The organism is Cupriavidus sp. GW823-FHT07A04 (assembly GCF_058794615.1).
On sequence record NZ_JBXAHA010000045.1, the window covers coordinates 1 to 17,840 of the forward strand.

Annotated in this window: 17 protein-coding genes; 12 read left to right on the forward strand and 5 right to left on the reverse strand. The window is 66.5% G+C overall.

Annotated features, from left to right (window positions below):
- The first annotated feature begins 85 nt into the window (after positions 1 to 85).
- The 3 genes from AC1Q7Q_RS40070 to AC1Q7Q_RS40080 all read left to right on the forward strand — a co-directional run bounded on the left by AC1Q7Q_RS40070 (position 86) and on the right by AC1Q7Q_RS40080 (position 3,425).
- Positions 86 to 1,156, forward strand: a complete 1,071-nt coding sequence (locus tag AC1Q7Q_RS40070) for a PAS domain-containing sensor histidine kinase (RefSeq protein WP_492387294.1) — start codon at positions 86 to 88, stop codon at positions 1,154 to 1,156.
- A complete protein-coding gene (locus AC1Q7Q_RS40075; protein ID WP_492371867.1) occupies positions 1,153 to 2,799 on the forward strand; it encodes an EAL domain-containing protein in 1,647 nt (548 codons plus the stop codon). The genes AC1Q7Q_RS40070 and AC1Q7Q_RS40075 overlap by 4 nt, the downstream gene beginning before the upstream one ends.
- 449 nt (positions 2,800 to 3,248) lie before the next feature.
- On the forward strand, positions 3,249 to 3,425 hold the full coding sequence (locus AC1Q7Q_RS40080; protein WP_492371866.1) for a CsbD family protein: 177 nt from the start codon (positions 3,249 to 3,251) through the stop codon (positions 3,423 to 3,425).
- Between the two features lie 99 nt (positions 3,426 to 3,524).
- Here the strand turns inward: AC1Q7Q_RS40080 and AC1Q7Q_RS40085 are convergent, their stop codons facing one another.
- Positions 3,525 to 3,707, reverse strand: coding sequence for a hypothetical protein (locus tag AC1Q7Q_RS40085; protein WP_492371865.1), 183 nt, complete (start codon positions 3,705 to 3,707; stop codon positions 3,525 to 3,527).
- Between the two features lie 407 nt (positions 3,708 to 4,114).
- Between AC1Q7Q_RS40085 and AC1Q7Q_RS40090 the strand changes: the two genes are divergently transcribed.
- The gene (locus AC1Q7Q_RS40090; RefSeq protein WP_492371864.1) at positions 4,115 to 4,822 is read left to right on the forward strand and encodes a phosphoribosyltransferase; all 708 of its coding nucleotides are present in this window, start codon (positions 4,115 to 4,117) and stop codon (positions 4,820 to 4,822) included.
- Between the two features lie 28 nt (positions 4,823 to 4,850).
- Here AC1Q7Q_RS40090 and AC1Q7Q_RS40095 read toward each other — a convergent pair whose 3' ends face one another.
- From AC1Q7Q_RS40095 to AC1Q7Q_RS40110, 4 genes are read right to left on the reverse strand one after another with little or no spacing between them, the layout of a single operon-like run.
- Complete coding sequence (locus AC1Q7Q_RS40095) at positions 4,851 to 5,363, reverse strand: LeuD/DmdB family oxidoreductase small subunit (protein ID WP_492371863.1); 513 nt, start codon at positions 5,361 to 5,363, stop codon at positions 4,851 to 4,853.
- Entirely contained in the window at positions 5,360 to 6,667 is a 1,308-nt protein-coding gene (locus AC1Q7Q_RS40100) for a 3-isopropylmalate dehydratase large subunit (RefSeq protein ID WP_492371862.1), read from the reverse strand. Before AC1Q7Q_RS40100 ends, AC1Q7Q_RS40095 begins: the two co-directional genes overlap by 4 nt.
- On the reverse strand, positions 6,664 to 7,692 hold the full coding sequence (locus AC1Q7Q_RS40105; protein WP_492371861.1) for a tripartite tricarboxylate transporter substrate binding protein: 1,029 nt from the start codon (positions 7,690 to 7,692) through the stop codon (positions 6,664 to 6,666). Before AC1Q7Q_RS40105 ends, AC1Q7Q_RS40100 begins: the two co-directional genes overlap by 4 nt.
- 50 nt (positions 7,693 to 7,742) lie before the next feature.
- Positions 7,743 to 8,522 (reverse strand): GntR family transcriptional regulator, encoded by a 780-nt coding sequence (locus AC1Q7Q_RS40110; RefSeq protein ID WP_253928545.1) that lies wholly within the window; start codon positions 8,520 to 8,522, stop codon positions 7,743 to 7,745.
- 661 nt (positions 8,523 to 9,183) lie between these two features.
- Here AC1Q7Q_RS40110 and AC1Q7Q_RS40115 point away from each other — a divergent pair.
- The 8 genes from AC1Q7Q_RS40115 (at position 9,184) to AC1Q7Q_RS40150 (ending at position 17,708) form a co-directional block, all read left to right on the forward strand.
- On the forward strand, positions 9,184 to 10,632 hold the full coding sequence (locus AC1Q7Q_RS40115; RefSeq protein WP_492371860.1) for a hypothetical protein: 1,449 nt from the start codon (positions 9,184 to 9,186) through the stop codon (positions 10,630 to 10,632).
- A gap of 196 nt (positions 10,633 to 10,828) precedes the next feature.
- Positions 10,829 to 11,278, forward strand: a complete 450-nt coding sequence (locus tag AC1Q7Q_RS40120) for a hypothetical protein (protein ID WP_492371859.1) — start codon at positions 10,829 to 10,831, stop codon at positions 11,276 to 11,278.
- Positions 11,275 to 11,970 carry a C39 family peptidase gene (locus tag AC1Q7Q_RS40125; protein WP_492371858.1) on the forward strand — a complete coding sequence of 232 codons (696 nt, stop codon included), beginning with the start codon at positions 11,275 to 11,277 and terminating at the stop codon, positions 11,968 to 11,970. The genes AC1Q7Q_RS40120 and AC1Q7Q_RS40125 overlap by 4 nt, the downstream gene beginning before the upstream one ends.
- Before the next feature lie 10 nt (positions 11,971 to 11,980).
- The gene (locus AC1Q7Q_RS40130) at positions 11,981 to 13,228 is read left to right on the forward strand and encodes a hypothetical protein (RefSeq protein WP_492371857.1); all 1,248 of its coding nucleotides are present in this window, start codon (positions 11,981 to 11,983) and stop codon (positions 13,226 to 13,228) included.
- A gap of 107 nt (positions 13,229 to 13,335) precedes the next feature.
- Positions 13,336 to 14,772 (forward strand): acetate kinase, encoded by a 1,437-nt coding sequence (locus AC1Q7Q_RS40135; protein WP_492371856.1) that lies wholly within the window; start codon positions 13,336 to 13,338, stop codon positions 14,770 to 14,772.
- 246 nt (positions 14,773 to 15,018) lie between these two features.
- On the forward strand, positions 15,019 to 15,531 hold the full coding sequence (locus AC1Q7Q_RS40140) for a DUF1269 domain-containing protein (protein WP_492371855.1): 513 nt from the start codon (positions 15,019 to 15,021) through the stop codon (positions 15,529 to 15,531).
- Positions 15,532 to 15,780: 249 nt separating this feature from the next.
- A complete protein-coding gene (locus tag AC1Q7Q_RS40145; protein ID WP_492371854.1) occupies positions 15,781 to 16,917 on the forward strand; it encodes an ABC transporter substrate-binding protein in 1,137 nt (378 codons plus the stop codon).
- A 23-nt stretch (positions 16,918 to 16,940) separates the two neighbouring features.
- A complete protein-coding gene (locus AC1Q7Q_RS40150) occupies positions 16,941 to 17,708 on the forward strand; it encodes an SDR family oxidoreductase (RefSeq protein WP_183034760.1) in 768 nt (255 codons plus the stop codon).
- Positions 17,709 to 17,840: the final 132 nt, after the last annotated feature.

Sequence of the window (17,840 nt, forward strand, 5' to 3'; positions counted from 1 at the left end):
CCCCCCCCCCCCCCCCCCCCCCCCCCCCCCCCCCCCCCCCCCCCCCCCCCCCCCCCCCCCCCCCCCCCCCCCCCCCGAGACCGTGGTGCGCGATATCCTGGCCGAGAAGAAGCAGCATTTGCGCGGGCTGTTTCTGGCCATGCCCGACGGTGTGGCGGTGTTTGGCCGCGATCGTGTGATCGACGAGACCAATACCGCGCTGTGCGAACTGCTGGGCGTGTCGTTGTCGCGGCTGCGCGGCGCCACGCAGCGCGAGTTTGTCCACTGGCTCTACCGCGGCCGGCGTGCGGCGCGGCAGGCCTGCCGCGCCGAGCAGCTCCTGGCGGAGCTGGACCGGGCTGAGCCGGCCGGGGAGTTCGCCGGCATCGTCGAATTCGACATGGCGGTGTCGCCCGCCTACGAGGTGCGCATCGTGCATGCGGCCAGCGGCGGCGGCCTGGTGCTGGTGCTGCGCGACGTGACGACGCAACTGCGCCATGACCGCATGAAATCCCATTTTGTCTCCGCGGCCGCGCACGAGCTCAAGGCGCCCGTGGCGGGCATTGCCGGCTATGCCGAACTGCTGAGTGCCGATGTGGTGCCGGTGGAGCGGCGCAGCGGTATTTATCATGCCATCCACGCCCGTGCCGGCCAGCTCAATGCGCTGTTGTCCGACCTGCTCGACCTGGCCCGCATCGAAGCGCGCAGCAGCGGCATGCTCGAGCGTGAACGCGTGGAGGTAGCCACGCTCGTGCGCGAGACGGTGGCGGGCGAGTTCACCGAAGCGGGCAGGGTGCGCGTGATCGATGCCGGCGTGCCGCTGCACGTTTTGGCGGACCGCGCGCAATTGACACAGGCGGTACGCAACCTGATAGAAAATGCGCTGAAGTATTCAGACGGGAAAGACGAAGTTACCGTCACGGTCGAGCCGCTGCCGCTAGAGCAGGAAAAGGTCTCGGTCAGGGTCGAGGATCGGGGTATCGGCATGACGAAGGAAGAAGCGGGCATGGCGTTCGACAATTTTTACCGGGCCAACCGGCAGGGCAATGCAACGGGGAACGGCCTGGGCCTGGCGATCGTGCGCGAGATCGTGGCGGTGCATCAGGGGCAGATCACGCTTGCCAGCGAGATCGGCAAGGGCACCGTCGTCACCCTCAGCCTGCCGGCGGCAATATGAAGCGCTGTCTGCGGGGAGAAGCCGGCCGCGCCGGGGCGCGGCGGCCCGCCTTGCTGGCGGCGTTGCTTGCCACCGGCCTGGCACTATGGCTGGTCGCGATGCTGGCCGCGCACGATGCGCGCGAGCGCGTGGAGCGCATGGCGTCGGCGGTGCGTGACAACCTGGAACTCGCGCTGGCCGATACGCTTGACATTGCCTACCAGGACCGTGCGTTGGTGGGCGCACCCTGCCGCCGCGTGGCGCGCCAGTTGCAGGAGCAGGGTGCCTATACCGCCTATATCCGCGATGTGGTGCTGGTGGCGCGCGGCATGCGCTATTGCTCGGCGGTGCGCGGCGAGATCGCGACCCCCCTGGGCGAGCTGCTGAACTGGCAGCCCGGGTTGCAGTACCTCCTTGCCAAGCCCCCTCGCGGTGGCAGCATGGCGCTTGCCGTGTTCTTAGGCACTGCCCCGGGCGGCGGCGTGCTTGTCTGGGTGGAGGGGCGTTACCTGGCCGACATGGTGCAGTCGGCGGGCAAGCTGGGATTTCCCGGTATCGAGATCGAGGTGGCGGGCAGGCGTTTCATGCTCAACGGCGGCGTTGGTGGCGAGTTGGGCGGCGCGGGCGAGCACGCCGGTGCCCCAGCCCTGGTGCGGCGTGATGACGCCGGGCAGGGCGCGCATGGCATTGTCGATATCCGGCCACTGACGGGACACCCGATCACCGTCATCGCGAGCGCGCCGCACAGCCTGATGCTGCATGAGAGCCTCAAGTACATGGTGCTGCCACCGCTGGCCGCAGGCATCGCCGCGCTGGTGGTGCTGGGGCTGCATTCGCGCCGGGCGGCGCGCCGCTCCTTTGCCGCGGAGCTGCAGCGCGGGCTGCGCAACGGCGAGTTCGTGCCTTACTACCAACCGGTGGTCGATCTGGAGAGCGGGCTATGCACGGGGCTGGAAGTGCTGGCACGCTGGGCGCACCCGCGGCGCGGCTTGCTCGAGCCGGAGCATTTCATCCAGGCCATCGAGCAACAGCATCTGGCGGTCGCGCTGACGCTGAACCTGATCCCCCGCGTGCTGCGCGATCTGGAGTCGCTGGCGTTGCCGCCCGCGTTCCATCTCGCCTTCAACGTCTCCAGCGAGCACTTCGACGACGCGGGCTTCTGGGCCGAAGACTCGCCGCTGTTCGCGCTGCTGCGGGCCAACGTGACCCCGGTGCTGGAAATCACGGAGCGCGATGCCGTCTCGCTGGTGGAGCACCAGCGCAGCGCGATCCAGCGCGCCAAGGCGCGCGGCATCAAGCTGGCGGTGGACGACTTCGGCACCGGCTACTGCGGGCTGGCCTACTTCAAGCAGTTCGAGGTGGACTTCCTCAAGCTCGATCGCATCTTTGTGCAGGCCGATCCTGGCGACAAGGTGAGCGGCCAGATCGTCGACGTTACCATCAACTTTGCGCACGCCCTGGATCTGGCGGTGGTGGCTGAAGGCATCGAATGCGAGGCGCAGCGCGCGTGGCTGGCGGGCAAGGGCGTGCGCCTGGGGCAGGGCTATCACTTCGCGCGCCCGCTGACGCGGGCCGGGCTATGCGAGTGGCTGCCCGCGCATCTCGAGCGCGGCGCGCCGGCAGCGTTGCCTGGCGGCAGCCTGGGTGTGCCGGAGTGCGTCTGATCCTGTTTCGTCGGATCGGTTTTTTTGCGCAAATATGAAACATCACCTCTGTTTTTAATTGATAAAAATGATATAGAATCCGCGTGTAGCCTTACTTTCCCCGTCGGGCTATGCGCCTCCCTGCTGGAATCTCCTTGCCGGCCAGCGCCTCGTGTTCCCACGCGAGGCGCTCTTTTGATTTCCCTGTTGATTTCCCTGTTGATTTCCCTGTCTCCCCGGACGGCCGTGCCTCATTCGCGCGTCAATCCCGGACGCGTGCGCATTCGCCTGGGCATTCGTCCTACAGGGCTTACAGCCGCCGCCTGACACGCAAGGCCGCCGCGACTGCCTAAGCTGATTTCAGCGCCCTCCTGTCCATGCATGTGGGCACGGCGCGGGCACGGCGAGATTGCCGGCTCGCCGCTGGAGGGCGATTCATTCCTGTACCGTCGCTAAAACTGGAGCTGACCATGAACAAGGATCAAGTGAAGGGCCGTATCGAGGAAGCCAAGGGCAAGGTGAAGGAAGTTGCCGGGAAGGTGACCGGCAGCGCCAGCACCGAGATCAAAGGCAAGGCGGAGCAGATCGCCGGCAAGACGCAGGCCGCTTATGGTGATGCCAAGCAAGACGCCAAGCGTACCCGCTAACGCGTGAGCGCAATGGCGCAATGGAAAACGCCGCGGATGGCCGGGGTCACGCGACTCCGGGCATCCGCGGCGTTGCCGCATTCAGCGGTTCAGAGCGGCTCAGCTGAAGCACTCGTTGTAGAAGCGAGTGGCGGCGCCCACCGGTCGAAACGTATACGGCAGCTCGGCAAGTGCCGCCGCGTCGAGCGAGCCGTATGGGATATCGAGGCCGAGGCCGCTGGCGTCAGTGACTGCCTGTTCCTTGCGCTGGGTGTCGTGCGTGGATTTGTGATGTGTGCTCATGTGCGTTCTCGCTGAGTCTGACGGGCGTGCCACGCGGTGATGCCTCGTAGCTGGCGCTGGTGAAATGGCGATTCCTGCGGCTGCCATCGGTACCGGCCATCTTAGCTAAACGTGCCAGAAAGATAATCCGGCCCTGGCAAAATACACTGTTGCGCAATCCCATCCAATGGCGCGCTGGCCGAGGCGCCGCCAGCACGTGGCGCGGTGATCGGGCATGCACGGTGCCTTAGCCGTCCCATCCTGCTTTCCTTTCCGGATTCCTTTCCCCATCTCGATTCGCCGGCCTTATCGGTCTATATTTGGCTAGTGCACGCGCACGCCGCGTTGCCTCGCTGCCGTGAGCGCGTGCCGGCACCGCTGCAGCACTGGCCTGCCCCGGCCCGACCGACCCTCTGCAGGAGCCAGCCATGTCACGCTTCCCGCCATTGCCGCCGTGCTTTGCCGATCGCCGCGAAGCCGGGATCTTTCTTGGACGGCACCTGGCGGAACGCGGCTTTGGCGCCGCTGCGGCTGGCGAGGCGCCGCTGGTGCTGGCGCTGCCGCGCGGCGGTGTGCCGGTTGCCTTCGAGGTGGCGCGGATCCTCGAGGGACGGCTCGATATCCTGCTGGTCCGCAAGATCGGCGCTCCCGGCTATCCCGAGCTGGCGCTGGGCGCGGTGGTGGAGGGCGACGCCGCTGGCAGTGCGCCGCTGACGGTGGCAAACGACGATCCCTGGACGCGCCGCGCACGCGACAGCGGTGCGTTCGATGCCGAGCGCGGCCGCCAGCTCGACGAGATCGGGCGGCGGCAGCAGCGCTATCGCGGTGGTGCGTCCGTGCCGGCCATGGCTGGGCGCACCGTGATCGTGGTGGACGATGGCGTGGCAACCGGCGCCACCATGCGCGCCGCGCTGGAGGGCGTGCGCCGGGCGCAGGCAAAGCGGGTGGTGGCGGCCGTGCCAGTTGCCTCCATCGAGGGCGAAGCCGGCCTGCGCGCCTCGGCGGACGAGGTGATCTGCCTGAACGTGCCAGCCAGCTTTGGCGCCGTCGGCGCGTTCTACCTGGATTTCAGGCAGACCACCGATGAGGAAGTGATGGCCTTGCTGCGCCAGTTCGCCTGCTGGCGCCCTGCTTGAGGTTGCGCTGCTGCCTGTGCGGGCGCCTTTAGCGCTGCGCCGCCAGCCTGGCCCGCAAATGCGGCACCAGCCCGCCGGCCTGCAGCAAGGCACGCAGGAATTCGGGGATCGGCTCGCAAGCCACGCGCTTGCCATCGGGCAGCATCAGGCAAGCCTGCTCGAGCTCGAGCCGCGCCGTGCCGCCATCCACCAGGCGCGTGACATCGGGGCAGATCAGCGCCGGCAGGCCCAGATTGATCGCATTGCGGTAGAAAAGGCCAGCGAAAGACGGCGCAATCACCGCGGCCAGGCCGAGATGGCGCAGTGCCTGCGGCGCCTGCTCGCGCGAGGATCCCACGCCAAAATTACGCCCGGCCACCAGCAGGTCGCCGGGGCGCACCGTGGCTGGAAACTCGGGGCGCAGCCCGGCCAGGCAGTGGCGGGCAATCTCTTCGACACCCCCCTTCATATGGGCGCCGGGTGCCATCTGGTCGGTATCCACGTTGTCGCCAAAGCGCCAGATCCGGCCGCCCGGAAGGGGGGGGATGGGGGCTGGGCTCATGGCAGCAACCCGCGCGGGTCGGTGATGCTTCCGGTGACGGCGGACGCCGCCACGGTCAGCGGCGAAGCCAGCCAGACCGCGCTGCCGCTCTCGCCCATGCGGCCGGCAAAATTGCGCGCGGTCGAGGCGATGGCGCGGCTGTTGGCAGGAAAGCGGGAAGGGCCATAGCCCGCGCACGCGTTGCACGCATTGGGCAGCAATTGCGCCCCGGCATCCAGCAAGATGGCCAGCGTGCCCTCGCTCTCGGCCTGGCGCTGGTCGCGCAACGAGGCGGGCGCCACCTGCAGCGTGACCCCCGGCGCCACGCGCCGGCCGCGCAGCACGCTGGCAGCCATGCGCAGGTCCTCCAGCTTGGCGCCGGTGCAGGCACCCAGGTAGGCGATGTCCACGCGTTGGCCGGCGGCCTGGTCGACCGGGCCGGTGTTGGCCGGTGAATGCGGCGCGGCCACCTGCGGCGCCAGCGCGGCCGCGTCGAAGCGGTGGTTCGCCAGCACTGGCGCGCCGGGCTCGGTGCGCCAGTGCGAGAGCGCGATGGCGTCGAGCGTCGCGGCGGGCACGCCGGCCTGCGCCAGCCAGGCCCGTGTGGTGGCGTCGGGCGCGATCAGGCCGGTCTGTGCGCCAAGCTCGGCACTCATGTTGGTCAGCGTCATGCGTTCCTGCATGGGCAGGGCCATCACGGCCTCGCCGGTATATTCGATGGCTTCATAGCGGCCGCCGTCCAGTCCCAGCCGGCCGCACAGGAACAGCATGATGTCCTTGGCGCAAACCCCGGCCGAGAGCCTGCCGTCCCATTGCAGGCGGATGGTATGCGGCACGCGCAACCAGATCTCGCCGGTGGCCAGCACGCCAGCCATCTCCGTCGCGCCGATGCCGAACATATAGGCCCCGAACGCGCCGCCGGTGGGGCTGTGGCTATCGCCGCCCACGATGAAGCGTCCCGGCAGCACGTGGCCGTGTTCGGGCAATACCAGGTGGCAGATGCCTTCGCCGTCGATGAAGTGGGGCAGGCGCGCCTCGCGGACCCAGTCGCGGGTGAAGCGCACGATGGCCTCTGCCTCGGGATCGGCCGCGGGCAGGTAGTGATCGGTCACCACCACATAGCGCTCCGGGTCCCACACTTTGGCGCCCAGTTCGCGCAGCAGCGGCGCTACCCGGCGCGGGCCGCTGGAATCGTGCGACATGGCCAGGTCCACCCGGCACGTCACGATGGTGCCCGGCGTGACCGTCTCCAGGCCGGCAGCCCGGGCAACCAGCTTCTGCGCCAACGTGGCCGGGGTGTGGGCGGGCCCGGCAAGCGGTCTCATTCCGGCGTGGCTCCCGAATACTTGACCACCTTGGCCCAGCGCTTGATGTCATTGCGCACGAAAGCGGCAAAGGCCTCCGGCGAATTGCCGACCGGCTGCGCGCCGTCGAGCTCCAGGCGCTTGTGCACCGCGGGCGCTTCAAGGCCCTTGCGGGCAGCCTGGTATAGCGCCTGCAAGACGTCCGGCGGCAGGCCGGCGGGGCCGAACAGGCCGAACCAGGCGCTGGACTCGAACCCCTTGACGGTGGCGCCGATCGGCGCGACGCCGGGGAACTGCGGCAGCGGCGCCGGGCTGGTGACGCCAAGCACCTTGAGTTTCCCGCTCCTGACGTGCGGGAGCACATTGAAGGTACTGGCGAACATCAGGTCGACCTGGCCCGAGAGCAGGTCGGTAATGGCCGGCGCAGTGCCCTTGTAGGGGATGTTGACGATGTAGGTGTTCGTCATCATCTTGAACATGTCGCCGGCCAGGTGCACGGACGAACCCACCGAGCCGATCGCAAAATTCAGCTTGCCGGGCTTGCTCTTGGCCAACTGGATCAATTCCGGGATGTTATTCGCGGGCAGGCTCGGCGTGGCAACCAGCACGCTGGGGACGGTCGCCACCAGCGTGATCGGCGTGAAATCCTGGACCGGGTCGAAGGGCAGCTTCTTGTACAGCGTGGCGTTGATGGTGTGGCTGGTGAAGCTCATCAGCAAGGTGGTGCCGTCGGGTGCGCTCTTGGCGACCAGGTCGGCGGCGATATTGCCGCCGGCACCCGGGCGGTTTTCCACCAGCACGGGCTGGTCCAGCTCCCGGGACATTTCCTGGGCGATGGTGCGCGCCAGCGTGTCCGTGGTGCCTCCGGCGGGCGCGCCCACCAGGATGCGGATGGGTTTGCGTCCGGCCACCTGGGCGCGCGTCGACGGCGCCTGCGCAAGCAAAGCAAGGCTGGCGGCGGCGCCGAGCAGCCCGCGCATTGCCTTGCGGCGCGAGGGGTGTGTGAGCGCTTGGGAGCGTGGTCGGCCCATGCGGGGAGCAGGCATCGCGGTTTCCTTCCAGGAAGATCGTGAGCGTGCAGTATCGCTTGCTTTCCTTACTCGCGCAGCCCCGTCCGTGCTTCGCGCTCCACCCACACGTTGGCGCTGTCGCCACCTGCGGGAGAGAGCTCCATGCGGTACTCGTAGCGGTCCGGACGGTATTGGCCTAGCAGGAATTGCACCGGGCGGCCAGCCTTGTCCAGCACCACGCGGCGCACCGCCAGCAGCGCACCGCCTACCGGCACGTCCAGCAACGGCGCTACCACCACGTCGGCCAGCCGGGCCGAGAGCGTCTGGCTGGCGCGCCCAAGCTGCACGCCCGCAGCCTCGAGCAGGCGCAGCATTGGCGTGATCTCGAGATCCTTGCGATTCAGGCCGCGGCCCAGGTCGGCCGGCAGATAGGCTGTGATGTGCGACAGAGGGCGGCTGCCGTAATGACGCACGCGCACCACCTTGACCACCGGGTCGCCCGGCTGCAGGCCAAGCGCTTCGGCGACTTCCGGGGTGGCATGCACATCGTCGATCGAGATCACCTTGACCGAGGTCTTCTGGCCCATGTCGATGATGTTGTCGAGCAGGCTGCCGGGCCGGTCGCCGAGCGTGACCGGCTTGATCGGATGCGGGTTGACGAAGGTGCCAAGGCCACGGTGACGGCGTACCAGACCCTCCTGCACCAGGCGGTCGAACACGCGCCGCATGGTCACGCGCGAGGCGTGAAACTGCTTGGCGAGGTCGATTTCACCGGGCAAGGGGCCTTGACCAAAGCGGCCTTCCACGATCTGTTGGCGTAGTACCACGTAAATCTGGTGATACAGGGGAACGACGGCTTCACTCATGGTTTCCCTTGTGATTGGGCGACAGGTTTGAATTAGCCTTAATGTACTTTAAATCAGACATAGAGCCTAGTCATGTTGCCAAATGTTGCTTATTAGTTACTTAAACGTTGCGAAGGCGTTGCGCGCGCGCACCGCATAGGCAGCATGCAGCGCAATCTCCATACATTAAGGCCACTGCCCGGCAGGCAACACATGCCGTGCCGGACTGCAGCGGCCGGGTGTCATCCGAAGGGTGGAGACCCGTCGCGAGCGACGACCAGTGCACCGGCAGCGAGGCGTGTTTCATTCGCGATACAGCGCCTGCGGCCAAGGGTTTTCCTTAGGAACCCCGCTAAAGGCCTGATAGCAGGGGATTTTCGCCTGTCCCGGGGAAAGCCTGGCCATGCGATGCGTCCGGCCGTGTCACAGCCGTGTGACATGTCGTGTGCGGTTCACAGCGGCGGCGTCCGCGACTGTCCTCAGGAAGCTAGAAAAAGGCTGATTGGATGGCTTTGTAGCCCTTGTGTTTCAAGGGATTACGGGATTTGAACCGCTCCCTGGCACTGATTATGCGCAATGAGAGGCTGGTTTGGCGGAATGCCGGACCTGAGCCTTTAGCCGGCGTTCTCCCCGAGTGCCGGAGCGAGGCTGAGCCGCTGTGACATCCTCCTGGGAGCTTTGTATGAAAAAGACCTTACTTGCGTCGGCGATTGCTTTAGCCCTTGGGGCTGGCGGTCAGGCCTGGGCCAATCCGACGAACAACAATAGCGCGAAATCAGATGGCAGCAACACACAAACGGCCACTGCAACTTCAACTCAGTCCGGTAGTGGCGCTGCGGCAAACGAGAACTCCACGGCGTGGCAGGATTCCAGCACTCACACCAAGGTAGACACCAAGACCTCGACCAAGAACACCACCGTTACCAAGACCAACGCCGATAACAAGGGCAAGGTCACCTTCGACGCTGGCTATGGCAACGCTGGCGCCAACAACGGCAGCACGGCCACCGCCAACTTCAGCAACTCCTTCAACAGTAGCAAGGCCATCGCAATCAGCAAGCTATCTGGCTCGGTGAGCGGCATCTCGATCGGCAATATCGGCAACGTTGCCACCAACAACGGCAACGCCAATGGCGGCGCCGGTGGCAAGGGCGGCGCTGGATATGGCGGCACCGGCAAGGGCGGCACTGGTGGCAACGGCGGCAACAGCGGCAATGGCGGCAACGGCGGCAGCGGCGGTTCGGCTACCAATGGCAGCGCCACTGCAGGCTATGCCTCCAACGGCAGCGCCAATGCGGGCGACGGCGGCAATGGCGGCAAGGCCGTTGGCTGGGGCGGCGACGGCGGCAACGCCAAGGCGTCTGGTGGCGATTCGCTCGCTGGCAGTGCTGGCCTGGGTGGCAAGGGCGGCAGTGTCTACAGTGACGGCGGCGGCGCGCTCGGCGCGGCAAAGACGGGCAGCGGCGGCAAGGGCGGCAGCGCCGGTAGTGACGGCGGTGGCGCGCTTGCGGCAAGCGTTGGCGTCGGCGGAGACAGCAAAGCCAAGGGCAACAATGGAAGTGGTGGCAACGGCAGTGCCGGTACGGCTACTGCGACCGGTGGCGCCGCATCGGCATCGGGTGGCGCCGGTGGCTCCAGTGGCGCTGGCACGGCTGTGGCTACCGGCGGTGCAGCCGGCGGCACGGGCGGCGCAGGCGGCTCGGGTAGCGGCGGCGCGGCGACCTCTACTGCCGGCGCAGCCACTGGCACGGGCGGCGCGGGCGGTGCCCAAACCAGCGTGGCCGGCAACGGCGGTGCAGGCGGTAGCGCGACCAATGGCGGCGCATCGACCATGGCCAGCAACGGTAGCGCAACGGCCGGCAACGGCGCGGTTGGTGCGGCATCCGGCGCCGGTGGCGCTGGCGGCGTGGGCATGGGCGGCACCGGTGGTACCGGCAATGGCGCAGTGGGCGGAGCCGGCGGTGCCGGCGGTAGCAACTCTGTCAATGCTGGCACCTTCAATATGTCCAACACCATGACCAGCGTTGGTCAGTCGGCGGCGGGCATCATGATCGCCAACCAAAACAGCGGCTTCGCTTCGCTGGTGCAACAAAGCGTCAACGTCCAGGCCAACCTGGCGGTCGGCAAGTAAGGCAAGTGCGCGGTGGTGGCGCGCGCAGCGGGTGGATGGCCCGCGCGCACGTCCCGCCGGCACGGCTTGACTCCGGCAACTTAGGGCATTCCGGCGCGTTGTTCGTGTCCGGGATGCCCATTCGACGAAGAGTCCACTCGTCTCTTGTGTGAGCGTCAGGATGGGGACGCCAAACAGAAGGCTGAAGGAGACACCAATGCGATCGGTCCGCTCCGCTGTCATCGCGATGACGGCAGCAATCCTGGTTTGGCCTGGCCTGCAGGCCTACGCCGAGCCGCAGCCCGCGGGGCCATCTGCCGCAGTGCCTGCGGTCAACACCGGCACCGCCACGGAACACAGTGCGGCGGCACCGGACCAAACGCCTCCAGCGACCGCGCGTGAGCGCGGCGTTCTCGCCGGTCTCGGCAAGCCTGTCGGCAGCGACAAACTGCAGGATATCCGTGGCGGCTCCGAGCTCGTGGTCAATGACATGCGTCTGGCCGGCACGGTGGCGGACAACAGCGCCAACCGTGTGATCAGCGGCTCCAACAGCATTGCCGAAGGGTCTTTCGCCAGTGCCGCGGGTTTGCCTACCGTGATCCAGAACACGGGTTCCAATGTGCTGATCCAGAACGCGACCATCATTAACGTCCAGTTCAAGCCATGACGCTGCGCAAGCTGCTTTTGCAGGCTACGCTGCTGCTGGTTTCGGCCAGCGCACCGCTGGCCTGGGCCGACTACGCCGTCGTCACGGGCGATGGCGGCAACTACTACAACGTACGGGTGACCAGTCTCAAGGAGGCGCGGTACAAGACCACCATTCGCCAGCAATACGACTTTAGTTGCGGCTCCGCCGCCGTGGCGACGCTGCTCACCTACCAGTATGGCTATCCGGTCAATGAACAGACGGTGTTCCAGAACATGTACGTCAACGGCGACCAAGCCAAGATCCGGCAGGAGGGCTTCTCGCTGCTGGATATGAAACGCTTCCTGGAGTCGCGCGGCTTCCTGGCCGACGGCTATGAATTGCCGCTTTCCAAGCTGGAGGAAACCCAGATCCCGGCCATCGTGCTGGTGATCGAGAATGGCTACCACCATTTCGTCGTGGTCAAGGGCGTGCATGGCAACCGCGTGCTGGTCGGAGATCCGGCGCTGGGCACGCGCGCGCTGTCGCGCGAGCACTTCGAGCAGATCTGGGACAGCCATTTGCTGTTCGTGATTCACAACCGCGAGGAATCGGCGCGGTTCAATCTCGCAGCCGATTGGCGCATCGCGCCAAGCGGCCCTTATTCGATGGGCATCAACCGGGATAGTCTGTTCTTCACCGTCATGCCTTCGCATGGCGGTAGCGATTTCTAAGGAACGTACCATGTTCCAGACATCCTCAAAGCCAGCGCAGCGCCGCCGCGGCGGGGCCGGTTCGGCCACCGCAGTGGTGTTGCTGGGCGCTGGCCTGGCCTGCGCCGGGCAAGCGCGGGCCGACGAAGGCACCGGGATCGAGGCGCTCGACTCGCATAGCGCGTCCGGCGCCGCCGGCCTTGCCGCAGCGCCGGCCGTGCCGGAGCAAACCGATAACCGGACCGATAACCCTTACCTGGCTGCCGCGCTCGGCAGCATGGCCGGCCGGACGCCGGCCCAGCAAGAACCCATTGCGGCGTCCCTGGCGGACCACCCCGCCGAAGTCGCGCTGGATCCCACGACAGATAGCAGCGGCGCGCTCGAGGCCGCATCCGAGCCATCCGGGCCATCCGCTCCATCGGATACCAAGGATCTCCAGGCCGCGGCACCACCGCCGGCGGCGCAGGCCGACACGGTTGCCTGGAAGCCGGTGGCGGACAAACACCTGCAAGACCTGCGCGGCGGCTTTGCCGCAGCCGCGCGGCCGGCCGCCGATGCGTCCGGCGACCCCGCCATCGCGAGGCCTGAAGCCGTGCGCGCGCAAGCACCGGCACCGCAGGTGCACGCGGCTCGCACCACCATGGCGAGCTGGAAACCCGTGGCGCAGGAGCGCCTGGATGACCTGCGTGGCGGCTTCGACGTTGGCGGCGGGCTGCAGGTTTCGTTCGGTATCGAACGCTCAGTGCTGATCAACGGTGCATTGGTGGTGTCAACCAGTCTTACTATTCCCGATGTGAGCCGCATCACCGCCGATCAGGCGACACGGTTGGCCGCGGCACTCGGTGTGGCGACCGGCGCCGGGGCGGCGGCGGCCACGGCCGTGGGCAACGCGCTGGCCTCCAATCCCGTGACCGCCGGCACCAGCGGGGCCAACGGCAGCAGCGCAGCAGGAGGCAGCAGTAGCAGTACCGGCACCAGTGCCAGCGCCAGCGCGGGCACCGTGGTGACCAGCCTGCCGGCGACAGCGATCGCGGCGGCCGGTGCCGCGGTAACTACCAACGGCGTCCTGAGCCTGATCCAGAACGGGCCGGGCAATAGCGCCGCGGCGAGCATGCTGGCCGGTGCGCCGGTGACGGTGATTCAGAACACGTTGAACAATCAGTCGATCCAGAACTTGGTGACCATCAACGCAGGGGTTAACACCTTGCAGGCATTCCGCGCCCAGGTGGCCAACGCGACGTTGAACAGTGCATTGCTCAGTGCAGCCGGCAGGCATTGAAGACGGACGACTGGCAGCAAGTTGCGCAAAGAGAGAGAGGCAGTATGGGTTAAGCAGGTTGCGGACTCCTGTGCGAAGTAGTCCGCCGTCCGGGGGAGGAAGGCGAAATGAAAAAAGGGTCGCTGCGAGGCATCCGTCAGGCCGGGTGTTCGACATTGCTGTTGCTGGGCGGGATGGCACAGGGCCAGACCCCACCCGACGAAGGACCGGCCGCGGCAAAGCTGGAGGCGCTAAAGCGGGAGGTGACCGAGCAGGCCGCCACCCTGGAGCAGATGAAGCGCTCGATGGCGGAGCAGGAGGCCACCATCCGCGAGTTGCGCAGCGTGCTGGGCACCGACGTGCTGGCGAGAAAGCGCGGCGGCCAGCGCGCGCCTGGCACCGGCGGCGTGACCCCTGGCGATACCGCCACCAATGCCGCTGCCGCCGCTGCCGGCTCGGCGGGCACGCAAGGCTTGCCCAATACCAACAACCTGCCGCAAGCCAGCGACAGTCCCCCTAACAACAACCAGAGCAGTGCGCAGGACAGCACCCAGATGGCTCTCGCCGGCGACGAGCAGCCGGTGGGAAAACCACCCGAAGCCAACACGGCCCCTCCTGCGATCGCGCCGATCTTCGATCAGCCAGGCGTGCTGACACCCGCTGGCAAGCTGGTGGTCGAGCCAAGCTTCCAGTACGGATATTCGTCCAGCAACCGGGTGGCGCTGGTTGGCTACACCATCATCCCCGCGATCCTGATCGGCCTGATCGATGTGCGCGAGGTCAAGACCTCGACCTACATCGAAGCTGTCGCGCTTCGCTACGGCCTCACCAAGCGCCTGGAGATCGAGGCCAAGGTGCCCTACGTGCAGAGTTCCGGCTCGACGATCAGCCGTGAAGTCTTTACCGGCACCGCGGTCGATAACGTCTTCAATGCCAGCGGCAAGGGGCTGGGCGACGTGGAGGCGACCCTGCGCTACCAGATCAACTACGGCAACGAGAAAATGCCGTACTTCATCGGCTGGCTGCGCTACAAATCCGCCACCGGCAAGAGCCCCTTCGATGTGGTGACCGATTGCGTGACGCGCTGCGTGGGCAATACCACCGGCACCGGCCTGCCGCTGGGGCTGCCCACGGGTACCGGCTTCCAGGCGATCCAGCCAGGCATTACGTGGTTGTTGCCGACCGACCCAGCGGTGTTTTTCGGCACCTTCAGCTATCTGCACAATTTCGCTCGGGACAATGTCAGCCGCACGGTACTGAACGGGCAACAGGAGTCGCTTGGCAAGATCGCGCCGGGCGATATCTTCGGCTTCAATTTCGGTATCGGCCTCTCGCTCAACGAGCATGCCTCGTTCAGTATCGGCTACGACCAGAGCATCATCTGGCCGACCAAGCAGAACGGCTCGACGGTGCCGGGCTCGGTGCGGGTGACGCAAGGCACCTTGCTGGTGGGCTATTCCTATCGGTTCAACAGCCGGTACACGCTGAACGTATCGGTCGGCGCCGGGCTGACCACCGACACGCCAAACCTGACGGTAACCGTGCGCTTGCCGATCACATTCTGATGTAAGCCGCGCACACGAACGGGCAGAAAACGGCGCGAGGTGACGCGTGGGCGGCATCGCTGCGATGTTGCCTTGCGCTCCCCCCGCGACTGGCGTACAAATGAAAAAACCCGTCCCCAGGGCGGATACGGATGCACCTCCACCATCTGGCTTGGCTGGCATGGTTGCGTGAAGGCGACTCCGCATGCACACCGCTGCCGGGATAGTCCGAAACGGCCTGACGTGGCCTGAAGCGAGGAGAGAGTCATGCGCAAACGTATCTTCTGGTTGTTGCCCGATCTGGCGAGTGCTCGCCGCACCATGGACGACTTGCTGCTGGCTCGCATCGAGAACAGCCATATCCACTTTGTCGCGCGCGATGGCGCCGATATGAGCGGCTTGCATGAAGCCAACCTGTTCCAGACTTCCGATATCGTCCATGCCGCCGAGATGGGGCTGATGGTGGGCGGTGGCATCGGCATCGTGGCAGGTGCGCTGGTGGCGATGTTCCCGATCGTCAGCGATACCCCGCAATGGGGCCTGGTTGGCGTGCTGGCGGTGCTGGGCGCGGTGTTCGGCGCCTGGGCGTCCAGCATGATCGGCTGCTCCGCGCCCAACAGCCGGCACAAGGCCTTCGAAAAGGACATCGAGGAAGGCAAGATCCTGCTGATGGTGGACGTGCCGCGTGGCCGCGTCGAGGAAATCGAAGCGCTGCTGCAATCGGCCCACCCGGAAGCTCGCTTCGCCGGGCTGGATCCCGCCGTACCCGCTTTTCCCTGAGTTCTCCCTTGCGCTTGCCCTCATCCTGATGGGCAGGACGGTCCCGTTGTCACGCCGAGGCTCGGCGGCCTGAGGGCCGCCTGCCCCGGCGGGCCAGCGCCCGATATTTCCCCAGCCGAGCCCTCCCTCGCCGCTTTTGCAACAGCGATTTGCCGAATCGCCTTGCTTTGAGGTAATTTGCTTGTCGCCGCGCCCATCCGTTGTGCGCGTGACAAAGCAAAAGATTCGCAAACGAACGAGGGGTCGGAGATGAAGACAACATGGATGGCGTGCGGCCTGCTGGCCGCCACGCTGGGTGCGCTTGCGCCGCTGGCACAGGCCGAGCAAGGGGTCACCAGGACCACCATCAAGATCGGGCAATCGGCCGGGGTGACCGGGCCGGTGGCGGGCTCGGTCAAGGAGCAGATCGCCGGGGCGCAGGTCTACCTGAAAACGGTCAACGCCAACGGCGGTGTAGGAGGGCGGCGCATCGAGCTGGTGACGTACGACGACGGCTTCGACGCCAAGCGCACGCCCGACAATGTGCGCAAGCTGGTCCAGGAAGACAAGGTGTTCGCGCTCTTCATGGTGCGCGGCACGCCGCAGAACGAAAGCATCCTGCCCATCGTCAACACCGAGAAGGTGCCGCTGGTGGCGCCGCTGACCGGCGCCATCACCTTGCACCGCCCGGTCAACCGCTACGTGTTCAACGTACGCGCCAAGTACCAGGACGAGGTGGCCCGCGCAATCAACCATCTTGCCACCTCGGGCATGACCCGCATCGCCATCTTCTACGCCAACGACGGCTTTGGCCAGGACGTGTTCGAAGGCTTCAGCACCGCGCTGCAGGCGCGTGGCGTGCAGCCGGCGGCCAGTGCCTCGTTTGCGCGCCCGATGGGCGATATCCAGGCCGGTGTCACCGCCATCAACAAGGCCGGCCCGCAAGCGGTGCTGGTCATCGGCTCCGGCTCCGAGGCGGCGCGGCTGATCAAGGAACTGCGCCGCGGCGGCAGCCAGGCGCAGTTCGTCACGCTGTCCAACAACGCAGCCGACTCCTTTATCAAGGAGCTCGGCGAGGACGCGCGCGGCCTGATCATCACGCAGGTGGTGCCAGGCACCAATTCAAGCCAGATGAGCATTGCCAGCGAATACCGCAGCCTGGCGCGGCAGCAAGGCGTGGACCCGAGCAATGCCGGGATGGAGGGTTTCATGTCGGCCAAGGTGCTGGTAGAGGGCTTGCGCCGTGCCGGGCCGGACCTGACGCGCGAGCGGCTGGTCGGCGCGCTGGAGAGCCTGCGCGACTATGACCTCGGCGGCATCCTGATCAGCTACAGCCCGACGCGGCATACGGGTTCGTCGTTTGTCGAAATGTCGATCGTGTCGTCCACCGGCAAGCTGATCCGCTAGGCCCGCTGCGGTATAGTCGCCGCATGGCTACCTTACCTTTTTCCCTCGAAGGCCGCGTGGCGCTGGTCACCGGCGGCGCGCAAGGCCTGGGCCAGGCGATTGCCGCCGGGCTGGCGCAAGCCGGTGCACACGTCATCGTCGCCGCGCGCAACGCCGAGCGCGTGCATGCCGCCGTTGCCGCGCTGGCCGCTGACGGCGGCCGCGCCGAGCCGCTGGTGCTCGACGTCACCGATGCGGCCGCGGTTGACGCCGCCTTCGCCCACATCGATGCCACGCATGGCCGCCTGGATATCCTCGTCAACAACGCCGGCGCGCGCAACCGCAGCAATATGGCGCACCTGGACGCGGCGGACCTGCGCGAGATGCTGGAGACCAACCTGGTGGCGCCTTACGCCTTGTGCCGCCACGCGGCGCAGCTGATGCGGCGCGGGCGCTACGGTCGCATCGTCAATGTCAGCTCGATTGCCGGGCAGGTGGCGCGTGCCAACGATGTGCTGTATCCCGCTACCAAGGGTGGGCTCGATGCGCTGACGCGCGCCATGGCAGCGGATCTCGGGCGCGACGGGGTGACTGTGAATGCGGTTGCGCCTGGGTATTTTGCTACCGAGCCTAATCAGCCGATGGTGGATGACGCTGGCGTTGCCGAGTGGTTGCGGCAGAGGACTGCGCTTGGGAGGTGGGGGCAGCCGGAGGAGATTGCGGGGGCGGTGGTTTTTCTGGCTTCGGGGGCGGCTTCATATGTTACTGGGCATGTTTTGGCGGTGGATGGGGGGTATCTGGCGCATTTTTGATTTTTGATTTTTGATTTTGGGTTTTGGCTGCGGACTGCTTGAAGTCAAAGTCAAAAGCAGTTTCACCACCCCTGCGGGGCGGCGACCTACTTTCTTGTCTTGCCAAGAAAGTAGGCAAAGAAGGCGCGCCGG

What these genes read in the sequence shown, in the direction of transcription:
- AC1Q7Q_RS40120 (WP_492371859.1), top strand. Translation starts at nt 10,829, where the DNA reads ATGCGATCGGTCCGCTCCGCTGTCATCGCGATGACGGCAGCAATCCTG.
- AC1Q7Q_RS40135 (WP_492371856.1), top strand. Translation starts at nt 13,336, where the DNA reads ATGAAAAAAGGGTCGCTGCGAGGCATCCGTCAGGCCGGGTGTTCGACA.
- AC1Q7Q_RS40150 (WP_183034760.1), top strand. Translation starts at nt 16,941, where the DNA reads ATGGCTACCTTACCTTTTTCCCTCGAAGGCCGCGTGGCGCTGGTCACC.
- AC1Q7Q_RS40130 (WP_492371857.1), top strand. Translation starts at nt 11,981, where the DNA reads ATGTTCCAGACATCCTCAAAGCCAGCGCAGCGCCGCCGCGGCGGGGCC.
- AC1Q7Q_RS40075 (WP_492371867.1), top strand. Translation starts at nt 1,153, where the DNA reads ATGAAGCGCTGTCTGCGGGGAGAAGCCGGCCGCGCCGGGGCGCGGCGG.
- AC1Q7Q_RS40145 (WP_492371854.1), top strand. Translation starts at nt 15,781, where the DNA reads ATGAAGACAACATGGATGGCGTGCGGCCTGCTGGCCGCCACGCTGGGT.
- AC1Q7Q_RS40080 (WP_492371866.1), top strand. Translation starts at nt 3,249, where the DNA reads ATGAACAAGGATCAAGTGAAGGGCCGTATCGAGGAAGCCAAGGGCAAG.
- AC1Q7Q_RS40085 (WP_492371865.1), bottom strand. Translation starts at nt 3,707, where the DNA reads ATGAGCACACATCACAAATCCACGCACGACACCCAGCGCAAGGAACAG.
- AC1Q7Q_RS40115 (WP_492371860.1), top strand. Translation starts at nt 9,184, where the DNA reads ATGAAAAAGACCTTACTTGCGTCGGCGATTGCTTTAGCCCTTGGGGCT.
- AC1Q7Q_RS40140 (WP_492371855.1), top strand. Translation starts at nt 15,019, where the DNA reads ATGCGCAAACGTATCTTCTGGTTGTTGCCCGATCTGGCGAGTGCTCGC.
- AC1Q7Q_RS40100 (WP_492371862.1), bottom strand. Translation starts at nt 6,667, where the DNA reads ATGAGACCGCTTGCCGGGCCCGCCCACACCCCGGCCACGTTGGCGCAG.
- AC1Q7Q_RS40105 (WP_492371861.1), bottom strand. Translation starts at nt 7,692, where the DNA reads ATGCCTGCTCCCCGCATGGGCCGACCACGCTCCCAAGCGCTCACACAC.
- AC1Q7Q_RS40110 (WP_253928545.1), bottom strand. Translation starts at nt 8,522, where the DNA reads ATGAGTGAAGCCGTCGTTCCCCTGTATCACCAGATTTACGTGGTACTA.
- AC1Q7Q_RS40125 (WP_492371858.1), top strand. Translation starts at nt 11,275, where the DNA reads ATGACGCTGCGCAAGCTGCTTTTGCAGGCTACGCTGCTGCTGGTTTCG.
- AC1Q7Q_RS40095 (WP_492371863.1), bottom strand. Translation starts at nt 5,363, where the DNA reads ATGAGCCCAGCCCCCATCCCCCCCCTTCCGGGCGGCCGGATCTGGCGC.
- AC1Q7Q_RS40090 (WP_492371864.1), top strand. Translation starts at nt 4,115, where the DNA reads ATGTCACGCTTCCCGCCATTGCCGCCGTGCTTTGCCGATCGCCGCGAA.